The 25,139-nt window shown below is 66.5% G+C and carries 22 protein-coding genes; 6 read left to right on the top strand and 16 right to left on the bottom strand.

The window, feature by feature from the left end; genetic code table 11:
* Positions 1-3: 3 nt before the first annotated feature.
* The 11 genes from fadD32 to glf form a co-directional block, all read right to left on the bottom strand.
* Positions 4-1,896: a long-chain-fatty-acid--AMP ligase FadD32 gene (fadD32, locus tag AB4879_RS09650; protein WP_370507406.1), complete on the bottom strand. Its 1,893-nt coding sequence runs from the start codon at positions 1,894-1,896 to the stop codon at positions 4-6.
* A gap of 277 nt (positions 1,897-2,173) precedes the next feature.
* On the bottom strand, positions 2,174-3,193 hold the full coding sequence (locus tag AB4879_RS09645; protein WP_102806041.1) for a cutinase family protein: 1,020 nt from the start codon (positions 3,191-3,193) through the stop codon (positions 2,174-2,176).
* A 21-nt stretch (positions 3,194-3,214) separates the two neighbouring features.
* Positions 3,215-3,724: a DUF732 domain-containing protein gene (locus tag AB4879_RS09640; RefSeq protein WP_370507405.1), complete on the bottom strand. Its 510-nt coding sequence runs from the start codon at positions 3,722-3,724 to the stop codon at positions 3,215-3,217.
* Between the two features lie 94 nt (positions 3,725-3,818).
* Positions 3,819-4,709 carry an alpha/beta hydrolase-fold protein gene (locus tag AB4879_RS09635; protein ID WP_370507404.1) on the bottom strand — a complete coding sequence of 297 codons (891 nt, stop codon included), beginning with the start codon at positions 4,707-4,709 and terminating at the stop codon, positions 3,819-3,821.
* Positions 4,710-4,854: 145 nt separating this feature from the next.
* Positions 4,855-5,862, bottom strand: a complete 1,008-nt coding sequence (locus tag AB4879_RS09630) for an esterase family protein (protein ID WP_102806140.1) — start codon at positions 5,860-5,862, stop codon at positions 4,855-4,857.
* A gap of 117 nt (positions 5,863-5,979) precedes the next feature.
* Positions 5,980-6,939: an esterase family protein gene (locus AB4879_RS09625; RefSeq protein WP_102806040.1), complete on the bottom strand. Its 960-nt coding sequence runs from the start codon at positions 6,937-6,939 to the stop codon at positions 5,980-5,982.
* Between the two features lie 305 nt (positions 6,940-7,244).
* Positions 7,245-9,200 (bottom strand): flagellar motor control protein ZomB, encoded by a 1,956-nt coding sequence (gene zomB / locus AB4879_RS09620; RefSeq protein ID WP_370507481.1) that lies wholly within the window; start codon positions 9,198-9,200, stop codon positions 7,245-7,247.
* A 4-nt stretch (positions 9,201-9,204) separates the two neighbouring features.
* Positions 9,205-10,119, bottom strand: a complete 915-nt coding sequence (locus AB4879_RS09615) for a decaprenyl-phosphate phosphoribosyltransferase (RefSeq protein WP_102806038.1) — start codon at positions 10,117-10,119, stop codon at positions 9,205-9,207.
* A 6-nt stretch (positions 10,120-10,125) separates the two neighbouring features.
* Positions 10,126-10,668 (bottom strand): phosphatase PAP2 family protein, encoded by a 543-nt coding sequence (locus AB4879_RS09610; RefSeq protein WP_102806037.1) that lies wholly within the window; start codon positions 10,666-10,668, stop codon positions 10,126-10,128.
* Positions 10,661-12,601, bottom strand: a complete 1,941-nt coding sequence (locus AB4879_RS09605; RefSeq protein WP_370507403.1) for a glycosyltransferase — start codon at positions 12,599-12,601, stop codon at positions 10,661-10,663. Before AB4879_RS09605 ends, AB4879_RS09610 begins: the two co-directional genes overlap by 8 nt.
* The gene (glf, locus tag AB4879_RS09600; protein ID WP_370507402.1) at positions 12,598-13,851 is read right to left on the bottom strand and encodes a UDP-galactopyranose mutase; all 1,254 of its coding nucleotides are present in this window, start codon (positions 13,849-13,851) and stop codon (positions 12,598-12,600) included. The genes AB4879_RS09605 and glf overlap by 4 nt, the downstream gene beginning before the upstream one ends.
* 245 nt (positions 13,852-14,096) lie before the next feature.
* On the opposite strand from glf, the gene AB4879_RS09595 reads away from it, so the two are divergent.
* Together AB4879_RS09595 and AB4879_RS09590 are read left to right on the top strand one after the other, a co-directional pair.
* Positions 14,097-15,029, top strand: coding sequence for a hypothetical protein (locus AB4879_RS09595; protein ID WP_370507401.1), 933 nt, complete (start codon positions 14,097-14,099; stop codon positions 15,027-15,029).
* Positions 15,030-15,192: 163 nt separating this feature from the next.
* Positions 15,193-16,812 carry an N-acetylmuramoyl-L-alanine amidase gene (locus AB4879_RS09590; RefSeq protein WP_102806033.1) on the top strand — a complete coding sequence of 540 codons (1,620 nt, stop codon included), beginning with the start codon at positions 15,193-15,195 and terminating at the stop codon, positions 16,810-16,812.
* A 2-nt stretch (positions 16,813-16,814) separates the two neighbouring features.
* Here AB4879_RS09590 and AB4879_RS09585 read toward each other — a convergent pair whose 3' ends face one another.
* From AB4879_RS09585 to AB4879_RS09575, 3 genes are read right to left on the bottom strand one after another with little or no spacing between them, the layout of a single operon-like run.
* Entirely contained in the window at positions 16,815-17,627 is an 813-nt protein-coding gene (locus tag AB4879_RS09585; protein ID WP_370507400.1) for an HAD family hydrolase, read from the bottom strand.
* Positions 17,627-18,373 carry a lysophospholipid acyltransferase family protein gene (locus AB4879_RS09580; RefSeq protein WP_370507399.1) on the bottom strand — a complete coding sequence of 249 codons (747 nt, stop codon included), beginning with the start codon at positions 18,371-18,373 and terminating at the stop codon, positions 17,627-17,629. The genes AB4879_RS09585 and AB4879_RS09580 overlap by 1 nt, the downstream gene beginning before the upstream one ends.
* A gap of 4 nt (positions 18,374-18,377) precedes the next feature.
* Positions 18,378-19,145 (bottom strand): lysophospholipid acyltransferase family protein, encoded by a 768-nt coding sequence (locus tag AB4879_RS09575; protein ID WP_370507398.1) that lies wholly within the window; start codon positions 19,143-19,145, stop codon positions 18,378-18,380.
* Positions 19,146-19,219: 74 nt separating this feature from the next.
* On the opposite strand from AB4879_RS09575, the gene AB4879_RS09570 reads away from it, so the two are divergent.
* Both AB4879_RS09570 and AB4879_RS09565 read left to right on the top strand, forming a co-directional pair.
* On the top strand, positions 19,220-20,770 hold the full coding sequence (locus AB4879_RS09570; RefSeq protein ID WP_370507397.1) for a Rieske 2Fe-2S domain-containing protein: 1,551 nt from the start codon (positions 19,220-19,222) through the stop codon (positions 20,768-20,770).
* The gene (locus AB4879_RS09565) at positions 20,767-21,102 is read left to right on the top strand and encodes a hypothetical protein (RefSeq protein WP_102806028.1); all 336 of its coding nucleotides are present in this window, start codon (positions 20,767-20,769) and stop codon (positions 21,100-21,102) included. The genes AB4879_RS09570 and AB4879_RS09565 overlap by 4 nt, the downstream gene beginning before the upstream one ends.
* A gap of 91 nt (positions 21,103-21,193) precedes the next feature.
* On the opposite strand, the gene AB4879_RS09560 is transcribed toward AB4879_RS09565, so the two are convergent.
* Both AB4879_RS09560 and serS read right to left on the bottom strand, forming a co-directional pair.
* Positions 21,194-22,018, bottom strand: coding sequence for a DUF5718 family protein (locus tag AB4879_RS09560; RefSeq protein ID WP_370507396.1), 825 nt, complete (start codon positions 22,016-22,018; stop codon positions 21,194-21,196).
* The gene (serS, locus tag AB4879_RS09555) at positions 22,015-23,268 is read right to left on the bottom strand and encodes a serine--tRNA ligase (RefSeq protein ID WP_370507395.1); all 1,254 of its coding nucleotides are present in this window, start codon (positions 23,266-23,268) and stop codon (positions 22,015-22,017) included. The genes AB4879_RS09560 and serS overlap by 4 nt, the downstream gene beginning before the upstream one ends.
* A 129-nt stretch (positions 23,269-23,397) precedes the next feature.
* On the opposite strand from serS, the gene AB4879_RS09550 reads away from it, so the two are divergent.
* Both AB4879_RS09550 and AB4879_RS09545 read left to right on the top strand, forming a co-directional pair.
* Positions 23,398-24,789 carry a septum formation family protein gene (locus AB4879_RS09550; protein WP_370507394.1) on the top strand — a complete coding sequence of 464 codons (1,392 nt, stop codon included), beginning with the start codon at positions 23,398-23,400 and terminating at the stop codon, positions 24,787-24,789.
* Complete coding sequence (locus AB4879_RS09545; protein ID WP_102806024.1) at positions 24,789-25,139, top strand: metallopeptidase family protein; 351 nt, start codon at positions 24,789-24,791, stop codon at positions 25,137-25,139. The genes AB4879_RS09550 and AB4879_RS09545 overlap by 1 nt, the downstream gene beginning before the upstream one ends.

Raw genomic sequence — 25,139 nt, 5'->3', positions numbered from 1 at the left:
TCGTCATTCCGATTCGTCCGGGAAGGCATTGGCCACCTTCCCGCTGCGCAGGGTGCCGTCGAGGTACGCCGACCGGCAGGCTCGCCGGCCGATCTTGCCGCTGGAGGTACGCGGGATCGCGCCCGCCGGAGTCAGCAGTACGTCGCGAACCGTCACGCCGTGGCGTACCGCGATGGCCGCGCGGATGTCGTCGGAGATCGGACCCATCTCCATCTTGTGTGAACCCGGCGCGCGCTCGGCGACGATCACGAGCTGCTCGGAGCTGTCGTCGGCATCGCGCTTGAGCCCGGCGTGGGCGTTGTCGAACACCTCGTCCGGCAACTGGTTCGCCGGCACCGAGAACGCGGCGACGAAACCGGTCCGCACCGCCTTGGTTGCCTCCTGAGCGGAGTACTCCAGGTCCTGCGGGTAGTGGTTGCGGCCGTCGATGATCACCAGGTCCTTGACGCGGCCGGTGATGTACAGGTCGCCGTCGTAGAACGCCCCGAGGTCACCGGTGCGTACCCAGGTCGCCTCGTCGGCGGCACCCTCGGCATGCGACGGGCTGGTCCGCGACTTGAGGATGTTCTGGAACGTCGCGATGGTTTCGTCCGGCTTGTTCCAGTAACCGGTGCCCATGTTCTGGCCGCTGATCCAGATCTCCCCGATCTGTCCGTCGGCCAGCTCGGTGGCGGCGTCGTTGTCGACGATGACCGCCCACTCGGCGACACCGATCTTGCCCGCCGAGGCCTGGGCCACCGCCTTGGGTGAATCGTCGGGCACCACCACGAAGCGGCCCGCGTTCAGTTCGTCGCGATCGACCGAGACGATCTTCGGTTCCTCAGCCGCCGGGGTGGTCGACACGAACAAGGTTGCCTCGGCCAGGCCGTAGGACGGCTTGATGGCCTTGGGCTGGAAGCCGAATGGACGAAACGCTTCGTTGAAGCGCTGCACGGTAGCCGCCGAGATCGGCTCGCTGCCGTTGAGGATCGCCTTGACGTGGGACAGGTCCAGCGGCTCTTCGTCGTCCTTCGGCACGCCACGTGCCGCGGCGTGGTCGAACGCGAAGTTCGGCGCTACCGAGATGGCGCCGCCGGTGTCGCCCTCGCGATAGGCGAGTTCGCGGATCCAGCGACCCGGGCGGCGCACGAAAGCCGCGGGCGTCATGAACGTGAAGTAGTGCCCGATCATCGCCGGCAGCAGCGCGGTGACCAGACCCATGTCGTGGAAGAACGGCAGCCAGGACACACCCCGGTCGCCTTCCTCACCCTCGAGGGCCTCGATCACCTGCACGACGTTGGTGGCCATGTTCAGGTGGGTGATCTGCACACCGCTGGGGATCCGGGTGGAACCCGAGGTGTACTGCAGATAAGCGATGGTGTTCTCGTCGACCGCGTCGAACGGCTCCCAGGTCGCGCCGACCTCGTCGGGCACCGCATCCACGGCGATGACGCGGGGGCGCTCCTTGGCCGGGCGGCTGCGGAAGAACTTGCGCACGCCCTCCGCGGAGTCGGTGGTGGTCAGGATCGCCGACGCGCCGCAGTCGTCCAGCACGGCGTGCAGCCGGCCGACGTGGCCGGGCTCGGCCGGGTCGAACAGCGGGACGGCGATGCGGCCGGAGTACATGGTGCCGAAGAACGCGACGAGGTAGTCGAGGTTCTGCGGGCACAGGATGGCGACGCGGTCACCCGGCTGGGTGACCTGCTGCAGGCGGGCGGCGACGGCGCGATTTCGGGCGCCGAAGTCGGCCCAGGTCAGCTCGCGGACGACACCGTCACGTTCGACGGAGAAATCCAGAAAACGGTAGGCGATCTTGTCACCACGGACCTTGGCCCAGCGCTCCACGTGCTTGATCACACTGGCGCCCTCGGGGAAGGTGATCAGTCCGTTCTTGATGAACGGGTTGTGGAACGGCATACCAGTCTCCTGTCAGAACACATCTGTGTCGGGCCCTGCGGCGGCCGCGCACGACGTCGCGCCACCGTTCTCCCTGCGTCTAGGCCCCAAACCTCACAGATCGTACCGATCTATCCCAGGTCCGTCGGGGACCTCGGTGGCGCTGTGGGCCGGCGCCCTGTCGGATCGGACGTTGGACGCCCGGACCGACAGCTCACCCATGCAGCTCTTATTTTCTTCTTAATGTTAGGCGCAGTCGCGGCGGCGGCCAAATCCATCGGCCGACGAAGCTCCCACGTCATCCATGTTTTGGATGGGGCGCGTTCTCGATCAGATTGCGCGCCCAATTCAGTGTCCACTGCGTGGACGTTTGCCCGTCGAGGTTCCAGAACTGCGGCGTGTTGTACAGCGCGTGCACGGGTTGTCCGGCGCCACCGGCCAATACATCGAGGGTGGTCGGCAGATTCGTGATGTTGAACGCTTGCTGGGGCGCAGCGCAGATCAGGTCACCGGCGGCGCAGATCTCGTTGGTGCGGTTGTTCAGCGCGCCGAAGCCACCCGGCCGAGCCCCCGTCATGGTCAAGCCCATCGCGGACAACACCGGCACTTCCTGCAGCGTGATCTCGGCGCCTTCGCCCGGCGGGTTGGGACCGATGTCCTGCCCGACGCCTTCCTGGCGACGGCCGTCGGCGATCAACGTCACACCCAACACCAGGTCCTCATCGACCGGGCCGCGCCCGTTGCCGATATCGCTGGCGATGTCACCGCCGATCACCGCGCCCTGCGAGAAGCCGGCGATGACGTAACTGGTCAGCGGGCAGCGATTGTTCATGTCGGTCATGGCCTTGACCGCGTTGCGGGTGCCCTCGGCGCGACTGTCGTTGTAGGACATCTGGTTGTCCTGCGACAGCGGATTGTGGAACTGCGCGGTGTAGGGAACGGTGAACACCTCGACGCGGTCGCGGCCGAACTGGCCGGTGATCGGCGCCGTCACGTTGAGCATCAGCGACCGCGGAAACTGGGTCGGGTTCAGCGGGTCGTCGGTCGGCGACGACTCCCAGGTGCCGGGGATCGCGATCATCTGAACGTCCGGGCAGCTGGCGTCCTGGAATTCCGGCCGCGGCTTGTGCTGGCCCGGGGAACTGGTGGGCGGCAGCGCGGTCGGCGGCACCGCGGTCGGCGGCGCTTCGGGCCGGCGGGCGACGATGACGATGATCGCGACGATCAGTGCCACCGCGGCGGCCATGGCGCCGGCCGCGATCAGTCCGAGAATGCGGTGACGGCGACGACGGGCGGGGGTCCGGGAGTTTCGAGCCATTGAAGGGAGGTGATCTTCCTGCTAGCAGAGCTGCTGGGTGGCGATCCGGATGTAGTCGGCCGTGGCCGCTGTCACCTGCGGATCGGGGGCAGTGTGCGGCGGCGATCCCGCGTCGACGACGTCACTGCGCACCATCGGAGCAATGTAGTCCCAGACCGCCTGGTCGCTTTGACCGGCCGCGTGGGCCTGGCAGACGTGGGAACCGATGCTCAGTGCTTCCAGCTCACTCGATGGATGCACGCCGGCGGCAGTGAGCGCATCAAGGAATCCGCGCTGGGCCGGCGTGACATTGAACTTGGCGGACTGGGGGTCGGCGTCTGCCGGCAGCGGCGCACCCTGACCGTGCACGGAGCCGTAGCTCTGCGTGGGCGGTGGCGCAGCGGTGGTCACCAGATCCTCGCCGGAGCTGCAGGCCACCATCAGCAGAGTTGCCGAGCCCAGCAGGCCGGCCATCAGCAGCGCGTGCCGGACGGTGCCGGCAGCGGTGGCGTTGACGCCGCTGCCGTTCACACGATGGACCGAGCGCTGCACGTCTCCACGGTACCGGCTGGGCATGGCTGCCCCAGAGCACCGCAAGATTGCGGAAAGTTAACAGTTCGCGCTGACCTGGAAGGTCAGGAGCGAGCTATTTGATCGCCGCGACAACATCTCCCGACATCGCGGCCAGCTGCCCGGCCCAGTTGCCCCAGTCGTGATTGCCGCCGGCCGGGAAGTCGAAGTGGCCGTTATGGCCCCCCACGGCCCGGTAATGCGCGTAAAAGGTCCGGTTGCTGCCCTGGGCCAGGTCGCAGTAGCCGATCATGGCCGGAACGTCACTGCAGGTCGTGGTCTGGGGGCTGAACACCCACAGTCGGGTGTTGTTGTCGACCAGCAGCTGGACGTGCACCTCGGGGTCATGCCACTTCCACCGGCCGAGCTGCGCAGCACCCCACATGGCCTGGGTGTTCACGCCGCCGAACTCGTTCATACCCGCGGTGATCGCGCCGTTCATGAAGGTGTTCGACGGGGTCAGGAAGCCCGACAGGGAACCGGCGTAACGGTAGCGATCAGGGTGGAACGTCGCCTCCATCATTGCGCCGAGACCGCCCTGCGCGGCGCCGACGATGGCGTGCCCGCCCGGGGCCAAGCCCTTGTTGGCGGCCAGCCAGTTGGGCAATTCGTCGGACAGGAAGGTCTCCCACTGCCGGGTGCCGTCGGCCTCCCAGTTGGTGTACAGGGTGAAGGCCCCACTGGCCGGAGCCACCACGGAGACGCCCTTACCGGCCAGCGTGTTCATCGCGTTGCCCGCGGTGACCCAGTTGCTGACCGGATCGCCGGCGTTGAACGCATCCAGCAGCACCACGGCGTGCGGGCCGCCGCCCATAAAGGCCACCGGGATGTCGCGGCCCATGGCCGGCGACGGCACCATCAGGTACTCGACATCGGCCGCGTGGCCGGTTGGTGCGGTGGCACTCATGAGGCCCAGCGCCAGAACCGCGGCGCATACTCCCCGAAACAGGCCCGACAGACTCTTCATGGTCACCTCAAAGTCGACTCGTCGCATTTCCCAGCCCCGCCCCACCTGCAGGTAGTGAATCACACTGCTTACGCGGTTGGTTCGGATACGCCAACGGCGACGACCCGGAGGTCGCCGCCGTTGGTGAGTTGTCGACTGCTGGATATCAGGCGGTCGGCGTGGCGCCGAGCACGCGCTGGATGTCCGGCTTCATCTGCTGCAGCTGCTGGCCCCAGTAGTTCCACTGGTGGGTGCCGTTGGCGGGGAAGTTGAACACCCCGTTGGTGCCACCCTTGGCCAGGTAGGTGTCGCGGAACGTCTTGTTCGTCCGCAGCGTGAAGCTTTCCAGGAACTTCGCGTTGAACAGGTTGCCGCTGCTGGTTCCGGCGTCCAGGTCGGACGGCTTGCCGTCACCGCAGTAGATCCAGATGCGGGTGTTGTTGTCGATCAGCTTCTGGATGTTGACCATCGGGTCGTTGCGCTTCCAGGCGCTGTTCGGGTCCTCGGTCGGTCCCCACATGTCGTTGGCCTTGAAGCCACCGGCGTCACCCATCGACAGGTTCACCAGCATCGGCCACCAGCCCTCGGAGAGGTTGAGGAAGCCCGACAGCGCGCCGGCGTACGGGAACTGCTCGGGGTGGTAGATCGCCAGGGTCAGCGCGGCGGAACCGGCCATCGACAGACCCACGGCTGCGCTACCGGTCGGCTTGACCTCCTTGTTGGCGGCCAGGTATGCGGGCAGCTCCTGGGTCAGGAACGTCTCCCACTTGTAGGTCTGGCAACCGGCCTTGCCGCATGCCGGCTTGTACCAATCCGAGTAGAAGCTGGACTGGCCGCCGACGGGCATGACGACCGACAGTCCGGAGTTGTAGTACCACTCGAACGCGGGGGTGTTGATGTCCCAGCCGTTGAAGTCGTCCTGCGCGCGCAGACCGTCGAGCAGGTAGACCGCGGGCGAGTTGGGCCCGCCGCTCTGGAACTGGATCTTGATGTCGCGTCCCATACCTGCGGACGGCACTTCGAGGTACTCGACCGGCAGGCCGGGCTTGGAGAATGCTCCCGCCGTTGCGGAGCCGCCGACGACGCCGATCAGGCCGGGCAGCACGGCGGCAGCCGCGGCAGCGACTGTCAGCCGGCGCAGCCAAACGCCGCGCAACTTCTCAACGAACTTCATGTATTTCCATCCTTTTTCGGGGGCCGCACCGCATGCGATCCACGCAGCCGTGCCCTGGTAGTCAACCACAGGTGTGGTGATCGTTCCTCTTCTACAGATGTTGTCGTGACCGCCCTCTCACCGGTTGATGGTGGCGATGAGGTCGGGTTTTAGTGCCGCGAGTTGAGCTCCCCAGTAGGGCCACGAATGGTTGCCCGACGGCGGGAATTCGAACGTCGCGTTGCTGCCGCCGGCCGCTGTGTAGGCGGCCTGAAAATCTTTGTTGCTCTTGATCGCCATCGACTCCAGGCTGGTGGCGCTCAGTGCCGCGCCTGGGTCGCCGCCGGCGTCGAGATCGGTCTGCCCACCAGGCGCGCAGTAGATCCACAGCCGGGTGCCGTTGTGCGCGATCGTGGCGGCCTGGACCACCGGGTCGTTGCGCTTCCACGCCGGATCCCACGGTGGACCCCACATGTTGTCGACGTTATAGCCGCCCGCGTCGAGCATGGCCACCCGGATGGCTTGCTGCATCAGCAGCGCCGAGGGATTGAGGAAGCCCGACAGCGAGGCCGCGTAGACGAACTGTTGCGGGTGGTAGGCCGACAGAATCAGCGCGGCGCCGCCCGACATCGACAGGCCGACGACGGCGTTGCCGGTCGACGAAACCTGCTTGTTGGCGGCCAGCCATTGCGGGAGCTCGCTGGTGAGGAACGTCTCCCACTTGTAGGTGTAGGGCTGCTTGTTGAAGCTCGACGGCGAGTACCAGTCGCTGTAGAAGCTGGACTGCCCACCGACGGGCATGACCACCGAGACTCCGGAGTCGTAGAACCACTCGAAGGCGGGGGTGTTGATGTCCCAGCCGCTGTAGTCGTCCTGGGCGCGCAGACCGTCGAGCAGGTAGACGGCCTTCGAGCCGGCGGGGCCGCCTTGGAACTCGACGCGGATGTTGCGGCCCATCGACGGCGAGTACACGTCCAGATACTCGACCGGAAGGCCTTCTCTGGAGAACGCTTTGGCGTGCGGGACCACGCCCGTCACCGTCGCCAGCGCGGTCATCAGTAGGACGGCGGCGAGGGAGGCTCTCACGGCACGAACCATCGGTTGCTCAACTCATTCGTTCACGGCACGGCAGAACCGCTGTCGACATTGACGTTGGTTTTGCCAAGCGCTTTCACACTTGACCTGTGTATCGCCGCAAACTGACCGCAGCGTTACCGGCTAGAGCCCGGCTGGCAAACTAAACTACCGCGCCGGCGAGGCAATCGTGAAACCCGCTGCACCGGAAGGGTGCTGTGCGGCCATGCTCACCACTTTGCAGCATGTGTCACACGTAACATCTTGCACTCGGCCCACTTTGGCCACATCGCGACGCCGGAAAACTGACGGGACGGTCAGCGGGGTGGTCAGGGACCGGTAGCAGGGAGGCCCGTATACGGGGTGCCCTTCAACGGTGGCTCCGCAAGACCGCAACGCGCCAGCTCGTACTGCGGAACGCGATCGATGCGGTATCGGGTGAAATCGATCGCGTGCAACACATTTGACAGGAAGCGGCGGATACCCAGCGGGTCCCGGATGGAATTGAGCATCGCCTCGGTCTCGGGACACCTCAGCGCCACCTCGGCCTCGGCGATCCACCCCTCATCGAGGTACGGCGGCACGTACGGGTGTTTCTTGAGCCAAGGCCCCTCGGCAACGGCCCAGTCCGGGAAGAGGTTCTTGTCGTGGCCGATCCGGGCATCCGCCAGGCGCGCGGTGTGCGCTGCGATCGGGTTCGCCAGACCGATCTGGTCGATCACTCTCACGTTCAGCCCGACATTCATCCCGAGCATGCCGAGGTTGGTGAAAAAGACTGTGTGCGGTGCTATTTGGCGACGCCAGGTATCCATCGAGACACCCGGTGGAGGTGGTGGCGGCGGATAGGCGGGCACCACATCCCACTGGTCATAGTTTCCCGACGGCAGCAGCAGCGCGCCATCGGGTGTGTTTGCAATCGCGGCCAGCACCGCCCGCATCCGCGGGTAGTCCAGGTAATCGGCGGCGGTCAGCGGGTGAGCGTGACCTGTGGCCTGCGAGTAGAACCGCCGCTCGTCGACGATGCCCGAATAGGTCACCCGGGTGGCGTCGGAGCCCAACCCCGGCGAGTTCGCCGCCCACAGCGACCAGCCGACCAGCCCCAACCACAGCGCGATCGTCGCGCCCGCGAGCACCGTGGCGCGCTCGCGGGAGAAGGTGAAGGGCTCGGGCAGCACCACGGGGATCACCGCGACGGGAGTCAGCAGGCAGAAAATAGGCGTCAACAACACCCGGCCGTGCATGAAGTCACCGCCCTGCCGGATCCAGTACAGACCCTGCAGCAGGCCACTGACGAGCATGAAAATCACAACGGCAGTGGGACTTTGGATTCTGCGTGCCAGCAGGCCGCGGTCGCCGGACGGATCCGGTTCGCCGGCCCGCGACGGGGTATCACGCGCGGCCACCACCACCGCGCCCAGTGCGATCACCAGCAGCGCCGCCAGCCACAGCGCATAGGGCTGGTTGAAGTTGGCCAAATAGATCAGGCCCTGCCCCCATTTGTCCCCCGAGGCATCCTTGGCCAGCGCGGTCTGCGGGAAAAGCAGTGCGTAGTAACCCATCCGGAAGATCTGATAGCCCACCGGGAACAAGCCGCCGGCAACCAGGATGATCACACGGGTGGTCCAGCCCTTGGCCGCGACGAGCATCATGACCAATGCGAGGCCGCCGATCAGGGCGAGTTCGGGCCGCACCAGCACGCTCAAGCCTGCGACGAAGGCCAGCGCGGCGGTGAAAACCGGGCCACCGCGCTGCAGCCGGGGTGCCTGCGCCCAGCAGACCATCATCCACCACAGCAAGCCGATCCAGGCCAGCACCAGGCCGTTCTCCAGACCCGAGGTGGCAAAGTCCCGTGCGGGCGGGATCGCGATGTAGACCACGGCCCCCGCGGGCAGTAACACGGCCCGGCGGCCTATCAGACCGGGCGCGAATAGTCTTGCGGTGCCGAGCATTATCATCACCACGCCGGCCACGGACAAGCTCAGCGCAAGCGCGAGCGCGACGTACTCCAGCTGCACCGGACCGGCGATCAGTGCGCCGAGATAGTTCAGGTAGGTCCAGAGCGTGGAGGTATTGGATTCCACGCGTTCGCCGGCGTTGAACACCGGCCCGTTGCCTGCCAGCAGGTTGCGCACCGTGCGCAGCACAATCAGACCGTCGTCGGCGATCCAGCGGCGCTGCCAGGCACCCCACGCCCACAGCGCCGCGGTCACCACGACGCCGATCCAGAGGCTCACCCGCACCAGGCGGCGCCCGGTCGGCGCGGCCGAAACCGGTTCAGGCGTCAGGTGCTCAACTGAAGGCGATCGCTGCACCGATGGTCCCGATCCACGCCAGCAACAGCAGCTGCAGTACCCGATCCTTCAACGCGATGTCTTCGGGTTCGCCGGCCAATCCGCCGTCGACGTCGACCGCGTATCGCAGGATCGCGATGGTGATCGGAATGATCGTGACCGCGTACCAGGACGCGTTGGCCCCGTCCCGCTCGAAAGCCCACAGGCTGTAACAGACCACCATCGCGGTGGCCGCCACCGTCCAGACGAACCGGAGGTAAGAGGCTGTGTAGCTCTCGAGCGACTTGCGAATCTTGGCGCCGGTACGCTCGGCGAGCTGCAGTTCGGCATAACGCTTTCCGGCCACCATGAACAACGATCCGAAGGTCATCACCAACAGGAACCATTGCGACAGCGGGATCCCGGCTGCTGCACCGCCGGCGATGGCACGGATCAGGTAGGCCGACGACACGATGCAGATGTCCAGCACCGCTTGGTGTTTGAGCCCGAAGCAGTAGGCGAGCTGCATGGCAATGTAGACGCCGATCACGATCAGCAGGTTCACCGAGGCCAGCAGCGACAGCCCGAGCGCGGCGACGCCCAGCACGACGGCCAACGTGTAGGCCAGCCCCGGCGGAACCACTCCCGCGGCGATCGGGCGGAACCGCTTGGTCGGGTGCTGACGGTCCGCTTCGACGTCCCGCGAGTCGTTGACCAGATAGATGCAGGAGGCGGCCAGCGAGAACGAGGCGAACGCGATCAAAATCTTGACCGCGACCTCTTTGTAGTCGTATTGCACGTTGCCGCCGAGCGCGGCGATCGGGGCGAGCAGCACCAGCAGGTTCTTGACCCACTGGCGAGGGCGGATGGCCTTGATGATCCCGGTGAACAGATTGCTCGGCGGTCCGGCGACCCGCGCCGCTCCCTCACTCATGGGCGCTCATTTCCGCTTCTCCTTCTGCGGTGCGGCGACACGGCCGGCCGTCGTCGCGACAACGGCGCCGACCGCCGCCCCCGCGAGCACGTCAGTCGGGTAGTGCACGCCGAGCACCAGCCGCGACAAGGCCATCGCGGGCACCACTGCCAGCGGCAGCCGTGAGCGGGTGGCCCGGCTCAGCAGCATAGCCGCGGCAGTCGTGGAGGTGGCGTGCGCCGAGGGAAAGCTCAGCGCGCTGGGCGTGCCGACGTTGACCGCGACCGCGGGGTGATTCGGGCGCGCGCGGCGCACCACCAGCTTGATCGCGATCGCGGCCGCGTGTGCGGCCACCGCGCCGACGCCCACCAGCACCCAGTCCCTTCGCCGCTTCGGCATGGCCAGCGCACCGAGCGCCGACACTGCCACCCAGCCCTGGGCATGTTCGCCGAAGTGCGACATCGCGCGGGCCACCTCGATCACCCGGGGCGTACCCAAGGTCGATTGGATGGTGACCAGGGCCGCGATCTCACCGCTCGCGGGCGGCGCGACCGGCTCGACCTCAGCCATGGCTGGACGAGCTCTCGAGCAACACCGTTTCCCACTTCTCCTTGCTCGACAGCGTCGGCAGTGCGTCTCGGTAGACCTTGCGCATCCGGTTGAACTTGCGGGCCAGCTGCACCTGGCGGCGCGTCGAAGCCCGCAGTAGCGCAAACATTTTCGCTCGATCGCGCTGCCGGTAGACCACGCCGCGGCCGTCGGCGGTGGTGACGGTGACGCCGTCGACCCGGGACAGCGAGAACCACCGGGCGTCCTGGGTCGCGACGTTGATCTGGGGACGCTCGTGGTGCACGGGATCGTGCGGCCTCAGCTGGTGGGCCACGCCGCGGGCGAGCCGCACAGCGATCGACAGCGGGTTGGTCGGGATGCTGACTTTGCGGCGCCACCGCTTGTCCGACGGCGTGGGCAATGTGGTGGCGCTGGGCAGCACGACGGCGTCGGGATACTGCGACCGCAGCCGGCGGACCTCGGGCAGTGCAGACTCGAGGATGGAGAAGATGTGTTCGGGCCCCTCGAGGAAATCGTCCATCGCCTTGTTCTGGATCGCGACAGTCGAATACTCAAGGCACAGAAGGTGTTTGAGGGTGGCCTTCATGTGGCTGGCGATGAGGCCGCGGACGTTTCCATCCCAGTGCAGAGCGGCCACCACCAGCCGGTTGCGCAGGTGGAAGTACGCCTGCCAGTCGATGGCGTCGTCCTTGTCGCTCCACGCCATGTGCCAGATCGCGGCGCCGGGCAGCGTGACGGTGGGGTAGCCGTGCTCGCCGGCCCGCAGACCGTAGTCTGCGTCGTCCCATTTGATGAACAGCGGCAGCGGCTGACCGAGCTCCTCGGCGACCTGCCGCGGGATCATGCACATCCACCAGCCGTTGTAGTCGACGTCGATCCGACGGTGCAGGAGCCGGCTGCGATATTCCTCTTCGTCGTTCAGCGGGTACTTGGCGAAGTTGTGGTCGTATTCGGTGTTGACCGCGCCGGTCCACATGAAGTTGGCCGAGTCGACCATCTCACCCATGACATGCAGGTGACTGGGCTCCTGCAGATTGAGCATCTGGCCGCCGACAAGGGTCGGAACCTTCGCAAATCGGTTGAGCGCCAAGGCCCGCAGGATGGAGTCGGGCTCGATGCGGATGTCGTCGTCCATGAACAGGATCTGTTCGCAGTCGGTGTTCTTCAGCGCCTCGTACATCACCCGGCTGTAACCGCCCGAACCGCCGAGGTTGGGCTGGTTGTGTATGGACAGACGCGAACCCAGCGCCGCGGCGGCGGCATCGAACCCGGGATGGTCTTTCGCCTTCTGGGTTCCTTGATCCGACACGATGACGCCGGTGATCACGTTGTCCACCAACGGATCCGACGTCAGTGCGGCCAGCGCGTTGACGCAGTCGGCGGGCCGGTTGAAGGTCGGGATGCCCACGACGACGCTGGCCCGGCCCGGAGCCGGCACCGGGGCGTACCAACCGGCGCCGTGCACCGTGGTGTTGGTGTCGGTGGTGATGTCGAACCAGACCCAGCCGCCGTCTTCGAACGGGTCCAGGCCGATCTCGAATTCCGCAGAGGTCGGCGTCGTCGCATCCGGGCTGCTGATCTCGGTGCCGCCGACGGTGATTCGGGCGCCGGTGGCCTTGGACCGGTAGACGTCGACGCGGGCCGATCCGGTGACCTCGACGCGCAGTACCACCGATTCCAGCGTCGACCAGCGTCGCCAATAGCTGGCCGGGAAGGCGTTGAAGTAGGTCGCGAACGAGACTTCGGACTCGGCGCCGATCTCCAAGGTGGTGCGGGTGGGCGCGTGCGCCCGGCGTGCGTTGGTGTCGGACTCTTCGATGTAGAGCTTGCGGACGTCGAGCGGCTCGCCGGGACGCGGGAGGATCACCCGCGCCAGCAGGCTGACGGCCTTGGTTTCTCCGGCCGCGATCGGGCCGGACGGAATCTCGCTCATTCTGTGCTGCTTTCGGTCAGCGGGGTCCCGTCGCGCAGGTGCGGCGCCAGGGTGTTGTCATACATGTTCAGCGCGCTGGCGATCGCCATGTGCATGTCCAGGTATTGGTATGTGCCCAGCCTGCCACCGAAGAGCACCTTGTTCGCGGACGTCTCCTCCCGCGCCCGGCTGCGGTAAGCGGCCAGCAGCGCGCGGTCGGACTCGGTGTTGATCGGGTAGTAGGGCTCGTCGTCGTCGTCGGCGAACCGGGAGTACTCGCGCATGATGACCGTCTTGTCGGTCGGGTACTCGCGCTCCGGGTGGAAGTGGCGGAACTCGTGGATGCGGGTGTAGGGGACGTCGAGGTCGTTGTAGTTCATCACCGGGGTGCCCTGGAAGTCCCCGCATGGGAGCACCTCCAGTTCGAAGTCCAGGGTGCGCCACCCCAACCGACCCTCGGCGTAGTCGAAATAGCGGTCCAGCGGCCCGGTGTAGATCACCGGGGCGTCAGGGCTGGCGGCCCGCAGTTCGTCGCGGACGTCGAACCAGTCGGTCTCCAGCCTGACTTCGATGCGGTCGTCGACGGCCATGTTCTGCAGCCACTTCGTGTAGCCGTCGACCGGCAGGCCCTCGTAGGTGTCGTTGAAGTAGCGGTTGTCGAACGTGTAGCGCACCGGCAGGCGGCTGATGACGGCTGCCGGGAGTTCGGCGGGGTCGGTCTGCCATTGCTTGGCGGTGTAGCCCTTGACGAAGGCCTCGTAGAGGGGCCGGCCGATCAGTGAGATCGCCTTCTCCTCGAGGTTGGCGGCCTCCTCGGTCTTGAACTCGGCGGCCTGCTCCTGGATCAGCTGACGGGCCCCGTCGGGGGTGAAGTACTTGCCGAAGAACTGCGCCACCAGTCCGAGCCCCATCGGAAACTGGTAGGCCTGGCCGCCGTGCATGGCGAACACCCTGTGCTGATATCCGGTGAAATCGGTGAACTGCCGGACGTAGTCCCACACCCTCTGGTTGGAGGTGTGGAACAGGTGGGCACCGTAGCGGTGGATCTCGATGCCGGTCTGCGGCTCCGGCTCGGAGTAGGCGTTGCCGCCGATGTGCGACCGGCGTTCGACGACCAGGACCCGCTTGCCCAGCTGGCTGGCCACCCGCTCGGCGATGGTCAGGCCGAAGAAGCCGGAGCCGACGACGAAGAGGTCGTAGGGGCCTGAGTCGATCCCGGAATTTTGACCGGCGGGCAGAAGCGAAGCGACCGGGGATTCTGAACTGCTCATCGGCGCCTAGGTTATCGGACCGGCGCGGTGTGACCCGCATCGCAAGCCCGGACGCCGGCGGGAAATCACATGCGCCGGTAACGCTCCAAGGTCGCAATTGGCTCACGATTCAGCATCGTCACTCTAGACACACTAGTCACAGCCGTACCATCAATCACGTTGGCTTCGGACTCGGCGCACGGCCGAAAATCGAGCCCTACGAAGTGATCAGACACGAACGCTGTCTAGATATTGAGGAGACTTCCGTGCCTAACAGCCGTCGACGCAAGCTCTCGACAGCCATGAGCGCAGTCGCCGCATTGGCCGTCGCAAGTCCAATTGCAGCTATTGGTGTGGTCGAACTGACCGCCGCCCCGCAGAAGGCGCCCGAGCATCGCGAATTCGTTCGCGCCGCCGTGGTGACCGACCTGCCCAACGAGTTGATGTCCGCACTGCAGCAAGGTCTGTCGCAGTTCGGGATCAACCTGCCGCCACTGCCTACGGGCCTGAGCCCCGCCGGCGCCCAGCCGGCGCAGGCAGGCCCGCTGCTGACCACGCCGGGCTTGACCGCGCCGGGCCTGACCACCCCGAGTCTGACCGCACCCGGGCTGACCGCACCCGGGCTCACCACCCCGAGTCTGACCACGCCCGGGCTCACCACCCCGGGGCTGACGACCCCGGGTCTGACCACGCCCGGTCTGACCACACCGGGTCTGACGACTCCAGGATTGACCACGCCCGGCCTCACCACGCCGAGCGTCACCACCCCGGGTCTCACGACACCCGGCCTCACCACTCCAGGGGCCACCCTGCCGTCGGCGTCGCTGACCGATCCCGGGTTGACCAACCCGGCACTGACGACTCCGCAGCTCGGCACCACTCCGTCGCTGGCAACACCGGGCTTGACCAGCCCCTCGGCGACGGGCCTCGGTCTGCCCAGCGAGCAGCCGATCAGTGCTCCGCTGGGTCCGGTGAACGGGACCTATCCGATCCTCGGTGATCCCTCGCTGGCCATGCCCAGCGCACCGGCCGCCTCCGGCGGGATCATCAGCGATCTCAGCAGCGCCGCCAACCAACTCGGCGTCGGCCAGGCGATCGACCTGCTCAAGGGTGTGGTGATGCCGTCGATCACCCAGGCCATGCAGGGCGCCTCGGCCGCCGCTGCCGCTCCCGCGGCAGCCCCAGCCCCCGCCGGTTAAGAAAAGACCTGCGTCGGAACGGCACCGCAGGGTGGGTCAGGCCGCTAGGGCAGTGAACCCGGAGAGGCCCCTGCGGTGCCGTTGCAGGCATCAAGTATCACTTTCTTCACACTGGCCCGTGTCGAAACACTGGTATCAGAAGGCACATACGTAACATCGCCTTGTGCTGCCCCGCCGACCTGCGCCGACACTCGTGTTCACCGCGATCGCGGCGACCGTCGTCATCCTGCCGTGGGCAATCACCGGCGCGCCCGGATCAGAACGCCCCGACGGGCCCAAGGCAGCCGACACCGTGCTCTCGCAGCAACCGCTGACCGGCGTCGGCGGCGGCGTGACCGTGCGCGAGATCAGCCAGCCGACACCGTTCTCGATGGTCGCCCTAACGGGGACCGACCTGACCGGAACATCGGCGCGGGTACGCGCCAAGCGCCCGGACGGCACCTGGGGCCCGTGGTACACCGCGGAGACTCTGGAATCGAACGCCGACGACAGCCAGCACGGCGGTCCCCGCGGCACCGACCCGGTGTTCGTGGGAACCACCACATCGGTGCAGATCGCAGTCACCCGGCCGCCGAACGCGCCCGTCACCACCGCCCCACCCGAGACCGGCAAGAACCTGGGCTACGTGCCCGCCACCGTCGAACAACCATTCGCGCAGAACATCTCGGCAGTCTTGATCACCCCGCCGCCCAGGGCACCGGTCGACTCGCAGTGGCAACCGCCGACGGCGGCTCTGGGACCCGGCCAACCACCGAACATCATCAGCCGTGCCCAGTGGGGTGCCGACGAGCACATCCGCTGCGGTAACCCTTCTTACGGCAACGGAATTCGCGCGGCGGTGGTACACCACACCGCAGGCAGCAACGACTACGCCCCCGAAGACTCCGCTGAGATCGTCCGCTCGATCTACGCCTACCACACCCGCACTCTGGGGTGGTGCGACATCGCCTACAACGCATTGGTTGACAAGTACGGCCAGGTGTTCGAAGGCCGTGCCGGTGGTATCACCAAAGACGTCCTCGGTTCGCACACAGGCGGTTTCAACACCGACGTGTGGGGTGTGTCGATGATCGGCGACTTCGAGGACGTGCCACCCACCGACATCCTGGTCCGAACGGTCGGCAGGCTGCTCGGCTGGCGGCTTGGCCTGGACCACGTCAACCCACTGGGCACCACGATGCTGCGGTCGGCCGGGGGCGACTACACGTTCTTCCCCGCCGGCACCACGCCGACGCTGCCGACGATCTTCGCGCACCGCGACGTCGGCAACACCGCATGCCCGGGCAACGCCGGCTATGCGGCGCTGAATCAGATCCGCGACATCGCGTCGAGGTTCAACAGACCACCGGACCTGATGGATTCGCTGCGCGGCGGCGCGATCCTGGCCAAGTGGGAAGCCATGGGCGGCAAAGACTCACCGCTGGGGATGCCGACGACGCCGGAGGCCGCCGCCGACGGCAACGCGCGGTATGTGACCTTCGAACACGGCGCCGTGTACTGGTCACCGACCACCGACGCGCAGCCGCTCACCGGTGCGATCTACGAGGCCTGGGCATCACTGGGCTATGAACGTGGAGCGCTGGGCCTGCCGACCAGCGGTGAGATCCAGGAACCCGAGTGGATCGTGCAGAACTTCCAGCACGGCACCCTCAACTTCGACCGCCAGACGCACAACGTGCTGCGGGTGGTCGACGGGCTGACCCTGGTGATGCCGCCGCCACCGGCCGACGGGCCGCCCGTGCAGCTGGAGCGGTTCAGCCGCATCACCAACCCGATCGCCTAGGTCTACAGCCACCAACGTTCGAGGACCCGGGCCAGGCCGTCGTCGGCGTTGGTCGCGGTCACCTCATTGGCGGCAGCGATCGCCTCCGGGTGGGCGTTGCCCATCGCGACGCCCAGCCCGGCCCAGCGCAGCATCGGAACGTCGTTGGGCATGTCACCGAAGGCGACCACATCGTCGGCGGCGATCCCCAGCGGCCGGGCGATGTGTTCGACGCCGGTCGCCTTACTGGTTCCGATCGGGTTGATCTCGATCAGACCGTTATTGGTCGAGTAGGTGATATCACCTTGCGGGCCAATGTGTTTCGCAAGCTCCACAGCCATGTCCGCACTGAGAGCGCCGGCCTTGCGGATCAGCAGCTTGACCGCCGGCGCACTGAGCAGGTCCTCGATCGCGACTTCGGTGTTGTCGGGGTTGAGCCAGGCGTGCTCGTAACCGGGTGAGCTGACGAACTGCGGCGTGGCCGAGTCGTGCGCGCTGCGTCCGACCCGCTCGACAGCCAGGCCCACTCCGGGGATCACCCGGGTGGCGATGTCGGCGAGTTCGGTGAGGACCTCGACCGACAAGGTGCGCGCGGAGATGATGCGGTCCTGATCGGGGTCGTAGATCACGGCACCGTTGGCGCACACCGCCATCGGCGCGAATCCCAATTCCTCGACCACCGGTGGCACCCACCGCGGCGGGCGGCCGGTCGCCAACACGAACGTGACGCCCGACGCCACCGCTGCCTGCACCGCGCTGCGGGTGCGCGCGGTGACGTGCTCGTCCTCGTCGAGGAGGGTGCCATCCACATCGGTGGCGATCATCGCGGGCAGCATCAGCTGTGCTCCCCCATGCGGCGCGCACGCTCGGCCAACTCGGCCTCGTCACGCCGTTTGGCCTCGTCCAGAGTCGGTGCGCCGCCCCCGAGCTCGGCCGGCACCCAGTATTCGCCTTCCGGGTGCGGATACGCCCGCTGGACCTCACGCAGTATCGTGCTCATCTGCTCTCTGAGCGCACCTTCCAGATCGCGGGCTGTGCCTACCGGCGGCAGCGCCCGCCCGTACCGCACGGTGAATGGAATCTTGTTGCGGCCCAACCGTTTCGGGTGATCTTTGGTCCACACCCGATGAGCGCCCCAGACGATGCACGGGACGATGGGAACCTGCGCCTCCAGGGCCATCCGCGCGGCCCCGCTCTTGAAGTCCTTCAAGACGAACGCCCGGCTGATGGTGGCCTCGGGATAGACCCCGACGAGCTCACCGGCCTTGAGCGCGCGCACCGCTTCGGCGTACGCACCGGCGCCGGCCTGCCGATTCACCGGGATGGTGCCCGTGTGCTTGATCAAAAAGTTCACCGTCCGCACGTTTTGCATCTCGGCCTTGATCATGAACCGGATGCGGCGTCTGCGTTGGCGGGTACCCAACGCGGCTGGCAGAAAATCCACGTAACCGGTGTGGTTGATCGCCACCACGGCACCACCGTGGGCGGGGATGTTGTCGAGACCCTCGAAGGTGATCGTTGACCCCACTGCCCGGACTGCCATCGAGGCGAGGATCTCCAGGGAGCGAAAGACGGGTTCCATGGTGCTACCCCGGCGGGTCTGGGCGTTGTGCCCTCTTGGCCGCTTTCTCGGCAGCCTCGGCCGCGTCCATCGCAGATGCTTCGGCCAACGTCGGAGCACCCCCGCCCAGCCGGTGCGGCACCCAGAATTCGCCGGCAGGATGCGGGCCGTAGCGGTCCTGCACCTGCTCGAGAAGATGCTGCATACGCGAGTGCAGCAGCGCGGTCAGTTCATTGGCCGGCAGCGTCGGCGCGATGGGCTCCCCGACCGCGATCGCGATCGGCACCTTGGGGCGCCACATCTTGCGCGGACGGCCCTTGGTCCAGATGCGCTGAGCGCCCCACACGATGTGCGGAATGATCGGAACGTCGGCGGCGATCGCCATGCGCGCCGCCCCGGACTTGAATTCTTTGAGCTCGAAGCTGCGGCTGATCGTCGCTTCGGGGTAGACGCCGACCAGTTCGCCGGCCTTCAACGCCAGGCAGGCCGCGTCGAAGGAGGCGGCGCCACTGGCCCGGTCCACCGGGATGTGGCGCAGGCTGCGCATGATCGGACCGGTGATCTTGGCGTCGAAGACCTCTTGCTTGGCCATGAACCGCACCTTGCGGCCGCGGCCCTGCAGGTAGGCGGGCAGCCCGGCGAAAGTGAAGTCGAAATAGCTGGTGTGGTTGATGGCCACGACAGCACCACCCGTCGCGGGTAGGTTTTCGACGCCGGTCACGGTGAACTTCAAGCCCTGCGCCCGCCACGTCAGGCGGGCGAGCTGAATGACCGTTCCATATACCGGTTCCACAGCGGTCAGCCTAGCTCGCGAACCGTTGGCGGCTAAGCTCGTGGCTGGTGCAGTTACCACGGAAAAGGGGATTTGTGCAGGTCACCAGCATCGGTCACGCCGGTTTTCGGATCGACACCCAGGCAGGAAGCATCCTGTGCGACCCCTGGCTGAACCCCGCCTATTTCGGATCGTGGTTCGTCTTCCCTGACAACAGCGCCCTGGACTGGGCCGCGCTGGGCGACTGCGACTACCTCTACGTCTCACACCTGCACAAAGACCACTTCGACCCCAAGCTGCTCACCGACTACGTCAACAAGGACGCGGTCGTCCTGCTGCCGGACTTCCCGGTGCCCGACCTGAAGCGCGAACTCGAGGCGCTGGGCTTCCACCGCTTCTACGAGACCACCGACTCCGTGAAGCATCGGGTCAGCGGGCCCAAGGGTGAGCTGGACGTGATGATCGTGGCGCTGCGGGCCCCGGCCGACGGCCCGATCGGCGACTCCGGGCTGGTCGTCTCCGACGGCACCACGACGGTGTTCAACATGAACGACTCGCGCCCGCTCGCGGTTGACCTACTGGCCGATGCATTCGGGCATATCGACGTGCACATGCTGCAGTACTCGGGCGCGATCTGGTACCCGATGGTCTACGACATGCCCGAGCGCGCCAAGCAGTCGTTCGGCACTCAGAAGCGTCAGCGCGGTATGGACCGCTGCAGGCAGTTCATCGCCGATGTCGGTGCCACCTGGGTGATCCCGTCGGCGGGGCCGCCATGCTTCCTGGATCCCGAACTGCGTGACCTCAATGACGACCACGGCGACCCGGCCAACATCTTCCCCGACCAGATGGTCTTCCTGGACCAGATGCGGCGCAACGGCAACGACGGCGGCCTGCTGATGATCCCTGGGTCGGTCGCCGATTTCACCGGGCCGGAACTGAATTCGCTCGAACACCCGATCCCGACCCCCGAGGTGGAGGCGATCTTCACCACCGGCAAGGCCGACTACATCGCCGCCTACGCCGAACGGATGGCGCCGGTGCTGGCCGCCGAGAAGGCGCGGTGGGCGCCGGCGACGGGCGAATCACTGCTGGAGCCGCTGCGCGCGAAATTCGAACCCATCATGCTGCAGAGCGACCAGATCTGCGACGGTATCGGCTACGCGGTGGAGTTGCGGGTCGGACCGGAGACCATCGTGGTGGACTTCCCGAAACGCGTTGTGCGGGAGCCGATTGCCGACGAGAAGTTCCGGTACGGCTTCGAGATCGCCCCGGAGCTGGTGCGGACCGTTCTGCGTGACGACGAACCGGACTGGGTGAACACGATCTTCCTGTCCACCCGCTTCCGCGCGTGGCGGGTCGGCGGTTACAACGAGTACCTGTACACCTTCTTCAAGTGCCTGACCGACGAGCGGATCGCCTACGCGGACGGCTGGTTCGCCGAGACCCACGACGACAGCAGCGACGTGGAGATCGGTGGGTACACGATGCAACGCCGCTGCCCGCACCTGAAAGCCGACCTGTCGAAATTCGGTGTGGTGGAAGGCTCGACGTTGACGTGCAACCTGCACGGCTGGCAGTGGAATCTGGAGACCGGACGATGCCTGACCACCAAAGGCCACGAGCTGCGGTGTTCTCGACAATGAGCGCCCCACCGCAGCAGCATTACGACGACGGCCTGGTCCAGCTGGACCGTTACGCACTGACGTTGCGGCGCTATCACTTTCCGTCGGGTACTGCGAAAGTGATTCCCCTGCACTCGATCCGGGGATACAAGGCCGAGCCGCTGGGATTCTGGATGCAGCGCTTCCGGTTCTGGGGCAGTTCGGATCTGCGCCGGTGGCTACCGCTGGACATCTACCGTCCGGTGAAATCCACACTGGTGACCCTCGACGTGCCCGGCACCTATCCGAGCCCGGCGTTCACCCCGGTGAAGCCGCAGGAGTTCTTGACAGTGCTGAACGAGCTGCTGGGTTAGTCACTGCACGCCTGCGCCGAGATCGACGAAATGGCGCGATCCACTCGACCTTTTGCGTCCAAACGTCGGTTTGGGCGCAGTGAGGAAAGGACTACGGCTGCCAGACCAACTGGCGCAGTTCGGATGCCGCGTCGCTCTCGGTGTCGTACACCCGCACGATGGCCTCATCGCCCGGCTGCAGGTACGTCGACTCCCCCAGCTTGGTGTAGCGCGTCGCACCGATGCCGATCAGTACCCGTTTCGGACGCCCGGACGCGACCATGAGCGCTCCGACATCCTCCAAAGGCGTATCGGGCGAACCCTTTTGGTTGGCCAACCGCTCGACGATCCAGTCCAGCAACACCTCGCCGTAGTACGAGTAGCCCAGCAGCGGGCTGTCCACCCCGTACTCGTGGTGCACGCCGTCGGCGGTGCGCAGATGGCACAGCAGCCGCAGCGTCGCGGTCGGGCCGTCCGGGGTGAGGTCGCTGATGTCGAAGAACTGGTGCGCAACGCCTTTCGATGACGGGCCCCAGTTCTTCTTGTGGCTGATCTTGGCCGCGTTGGGCCGGCGGATCGAGCAGTCGTTGAACGCGCCGAGCGCAAACGGTCGCAGCGTGACCACGGTGTCGCCCTCCCACACCACGTCACAGGCCAACCCGACCTCGGGCTCGATCTGCAGGTTCAGCGGGCCGTCGGCCTCCGTCGTCTTGGGCACCATCAGCGCGTCGTGGGACAGCGGAAACTCCCCCAGGAAACTGTCGTGCCCGGGCGCGTACCACGGGAAGATTCCCTTGGGGGCTGAACCTTCTTTGCCCTCCGTCTTGACGTTGACGAAATCGACTGCCTCGCCGGCCTGTTCGAGATGGCCGGCGAAGTTTCCGGCCACGCCGAAGCCGAACCAGCCGCGCACCTCATCGAGGTCGAGTTCGATCACGGTTGCAGGACCTCCGTCCCAACGTAAGGCACCAGGGCGGCGGGAACACGCACGCTGCCGTCAGGCTGCTGATGGTTCTCCAGGATCGCGACCAGCCACCGCGTTGTGGCCAGCGTCCCGTTCAGGGTCGCCGCGGTCTGCGGCTTGCCGTTCTCGTCGCGGTACCGGGTGGCCAGCCGACGAGCCTGGAACGTCGTGCAGTTCGACGTCGAGGTCAGCTCGCGGTAGGCCTGCTGGGTGGGAACCCAAGCCTCGCAGTCGAATTTGCGTGCCGCCGACGAACCGAGGTCACCGGCGGCCACGTCGATCACCCGGTAGGGCACGTCGATGAGCTCGAGCATCTGGCGCTGCCAGCCCAACAGCCGCTGGTGTTCGGCCTCGGCGTCCTCAGGGCGGCAGTAAACGAAGCCCTCCACCTTGTCGAACTGGTGCACCCGGATGATGCCGCGAGTGTCCTTGCCGTAACTGCCGGCCTCGCGCCGGAAGCAGGACGACCATCCGGCGTAGCGCAACGGACCGCCCGAGAGGTCGAGGATCTCGTCGGAGTGATAACCCGCCAACGGCACCTCTGAGGTACCGACGAGATAGAGGTCATCGTCCGCGAGGTGGTAGATCTCGTCGGCGTGGGCACCGAGGAATCCGGTTCCGGCCATCACCTCGGGGCGTACCAGCACCGGCGGGATCATCAGCGTGAAGCCGTTCTCGGTAGCCACCCGTACCGCCAGCTGGAGCAGCCCGAGTTGAAGCAGGGCGCCGCGGCCGGTCAAGAAGTAGAACCGCGATCCCGACACCTTGGCGCCGCGCTCCATGTCGATGAGCCCTAGCGACTCGCCGAGTTCGAGGTGGTCCTTCGGGTTCTCGATCTCGCGAGGCTCACCGACCACGTCGAGCACGACGAAATCGTCCTCGCCGCCGGCCGGAACACCATCGATGATGACGTTCTGAATGGCCATGTGGGCGGCCGTCATCGCCGCTTCGGCTTGAGCCTGCTCGGCTTCGGCCGACTTCACCTGCGCGGCAAGCTCTTTGGCCTGCTCGAGCAGCGCCGGCCGATCATCAGGGGATGCCGAACCGACCTTCTTGCTGGCGGCCTTCTGCTCGGCGCGCAGTGAATCGGCTCTCGATATCGCCGCCCGGCGCGCGGTGTCGGCGTCCAGCAGGGCGTCGACGAGGCCCGGATCCTCACCACGGCTGAGCTGGGACCGCCGTACCGCATCGGGGTCGTCGCGCAGCAGTTTCAGGTCGATCACGCCCGCAACCCTAGCTAGTTGGCCGCAGCGGTGCGTCGGCCCCTCCGGCCGACGACACAGCACAACCCCATAACATTACAACTGCATCACTTGTCACACGCCTCGCCGCGCCTGCCACAATAGAGGGCGATGCTGCAGTTATCCGAGCGCGACGACGTGACGCCTGACCAGCCCGAACCGGGCACATCGAGGCGAACGTTTCTCGGCACCTTCCAGGCCACGTCGACCCGACGGGCCCTGCTGCTGACCGCGCTCGGCGGCCTTCTGATCGCGGGTGTCGTCACCGCGTTGCCGATCGGCTACAACAACCGGCTGGCCGGCTACGCCGGGTCCAACCCGTTGTCGGGCGCCAAGGGGACGGCGGCCTTCGCCAACGCCAAGTCGGGCAGCTGTTTGACCTGGGACAAGAATCCCGACGCGGCCACCATCGTCGACTGCAAGGGCGACCACAAGTTCGAGGTGGCCGAGTCCGTCGACATGCGCACCTATCCGGGGACCGAATACGGGCCCAACGCCGCGCCGCCGAGCGCCGCCCGGATCCAGCAGATCAGCCTCGAGCAATGCCAGCCGGCTGTCGAGCGGTACCTGGGCGACAAATTCGATCCGAACAGCAAGTTCACCATCAGCATGCTGTGGTCGGGTGACAAGGCCTGGAAGCAGGACGGCGAGCGACGCATGCTGTGCGGCCTGCAGCTGCCGGGAGCCGACAACCAGCAGACCGCCTTCAAGGGCCGGGTGGCCGAGCTCGACCAGTCCAAGGTCTGGCCGGCCGGCACCTGCCTGGGCATCGATCCGCCCACCAACCAACCGACCGACATCCCCGTCGACTGCGGCGCCCCGCATGCCATGGAGGTCACGGGGACGGTGAACCTCGCGGAGAAGTTCTCCGGCGGATTGCCATCGGATGCCGACCAGGACGCCTTCATCAAAGACGCGTGCACCCGGATGACCGACGCCTACCTGGCGCCGGTGCAGCTGCGCTCGACCACCCTGACCCTGATCTACAGCACGATTTCGCTGCCCAGTTGGACCGCCGGCAGCCACCAGGTGGCGTGCAGCATCGGTGCCACCCTGGGCAACGGCGGCTGGGCGACGTTGATCAACCCCGCCAAGGGTGCGCTGCTGATCAACGGCATGCCGCCGATACCGCCCCCGGACATTCCGTCCGAGCGCCTGAACCTCCCGTCGATTCCGCTGTTGCCCGACGTTCCGACGACCACGTATTCGCCGTCGGCCACCGACAGCAGCAGCCAGTCCAGCCAGTCCACCCAAACCCAGCACCTGCCGCAGCAGTCGACGGCGACCGCGACCCAAACCCAGACGCCGAGTTCGACCGCAGCACCCACCACTCCCGCCGCAGTGCCGCCGCCGGCCGACGGCAACGTGGTCAATGGTGAACCGGTGCCCGCCGCGCCACCGCCACCCGCCGACGCGCCGCCCATGGACGGTCCTCCGGCTCCGGCGGCACCCGCGGGCCCGCCGCCCGGGCCCGCCGACATCCCCGTTCCACCGCCGGCCTAGTGCCCGTCCGGATGGACCCGGCGCGGTTCGAGGAATTGGTCGGTGACGCACTGGATCTGATTCCGCCCGGGCTGGCCAAGGCGATCGACAACGTCGTGATCATGGTCGAAGATCACCACCCCGACGACCCGGACCTGTTGGGCCTCTACGAAGGCGTCGCGCTGACCGAGCGGGATTCCAGTTACGCCGGATCACTTCCCGACACCGTCACGATCTATCGCGAACCGCTGCTGGACATGTGCGAGACGGAGGCCGACGTGGTCGAGGAGGTGGCGATCACGGTAATCCACGAGATCGCACACCATTTCGGCATCGACGACGATCGACTACACGAATTAGGTTGGGGCTGA

Source organism: Mycobacterium sp. SA01 (assembly GCF_041287105.1).
GTDB lineage: Bacteria > Actinomycetota > Actinomycetes > Mycobacteriales > Mycobacteriaceae > Mycobacterium.
The sequence above is the reverse complement of the archived record's forward strand: the minus strand, read 5'-3'. Positions and strand labels throughout refer to the sequence as shown.

Bases quoted from the DNA above. Each gene is read 5' to 3' on its own strand.
- AB4879_RS09630 (WP_102806140.1), bottom strand. From the start codon at position 5,862: ATGAAGTTCGTTGAGAAGTTGCGCGGCGTTTGGCTGCGCCGGCTGACA.
- AB4879_RS09615 (WP_102806038.1), bottom strand. From the start codon at position 10,119: ATGAGTGAGGGAGCGGCGCGGGTCGCCGGACCGCCGAGCAATCTGTTC.
- AB4879_RS09610 (WP_102806037.1), bottom strand. From the start codon at position 10,668: ATGGCTGAGGTCGAGCCGGTCGCGCCGCCCGCGAGCGGTGAGATCGCG.
- AB4879_RS09580 (WP_370507399.1), bottom strand. From the start codon at position 18,373: ATGGAACCCGTCTTTCGCTCCCTGGAGATCCTCGCCTCGATGGCAGTC.
- fadD32 (WP_370507406.1), bottom strand. From the start codon at position 1,896: ATGCCGTTCCACAACCCGTTCATCAAGAACGGACTGATCACCTTCCCC.
- AB4879_RS09565 (WP_102806028.1), top strand. From the start codon at position 20,767: ATGAGCGCCCCACCGCAGCAGCATTACGACGACGGCCTGGTCCAGCTG.
- AB4879_RS09625 (WP_102806040.1), bottom strand. From the start codon at position 6,939: ATGGTTCGTGCCGTGAGAGCCTCCCTCGCCGCCGTCCTACTGATGACC.
- AB4879_RS09585 (WP_370507400.1), bottom strand. From the start codon at position 17,627: ATGCTGCCCGCGATGATCGCCACCGATGTGGATGGCACCCTCCTCGAC.
- AB4879_RS09550 (WP_370507394.1), top strand. From the start codon at position 23,398: ATGCTGCAGTTATCCGAGCGCGACGACGTGACGCCTGACCAGCCCGAA.
- glf (WP_370507402.1), bottom strand. From the start codon at position 13,851: ATGAGCAGTTCAGAATCCCCGGTCGCTTCGCTTCTGCCCGCCGGTCAA.
- AB4879_RS09635 (WP_370507404.1), bottom strand. From the start codon at position 4,709: ATGAAGAGTCTGTCGGGCCTGTTTCGGGGAGTATGCGCCGCGGTTCTG.
- AB4879_RS09645 (WP_102806041.1), bottom strand. From the start codon at position 3,193: ATGGCTCGAAACTCCCGGACCCCCGCCCGTCGTCGCCGTCACCGCATT.
- AB4879_RS09605 (WP_370507403.1), bottom strand. From the start codon at position 12,601: ATGAGCGAGATTCCGTCCGGCCCGATCGCGGCCGGAGAAACCAAGGCC.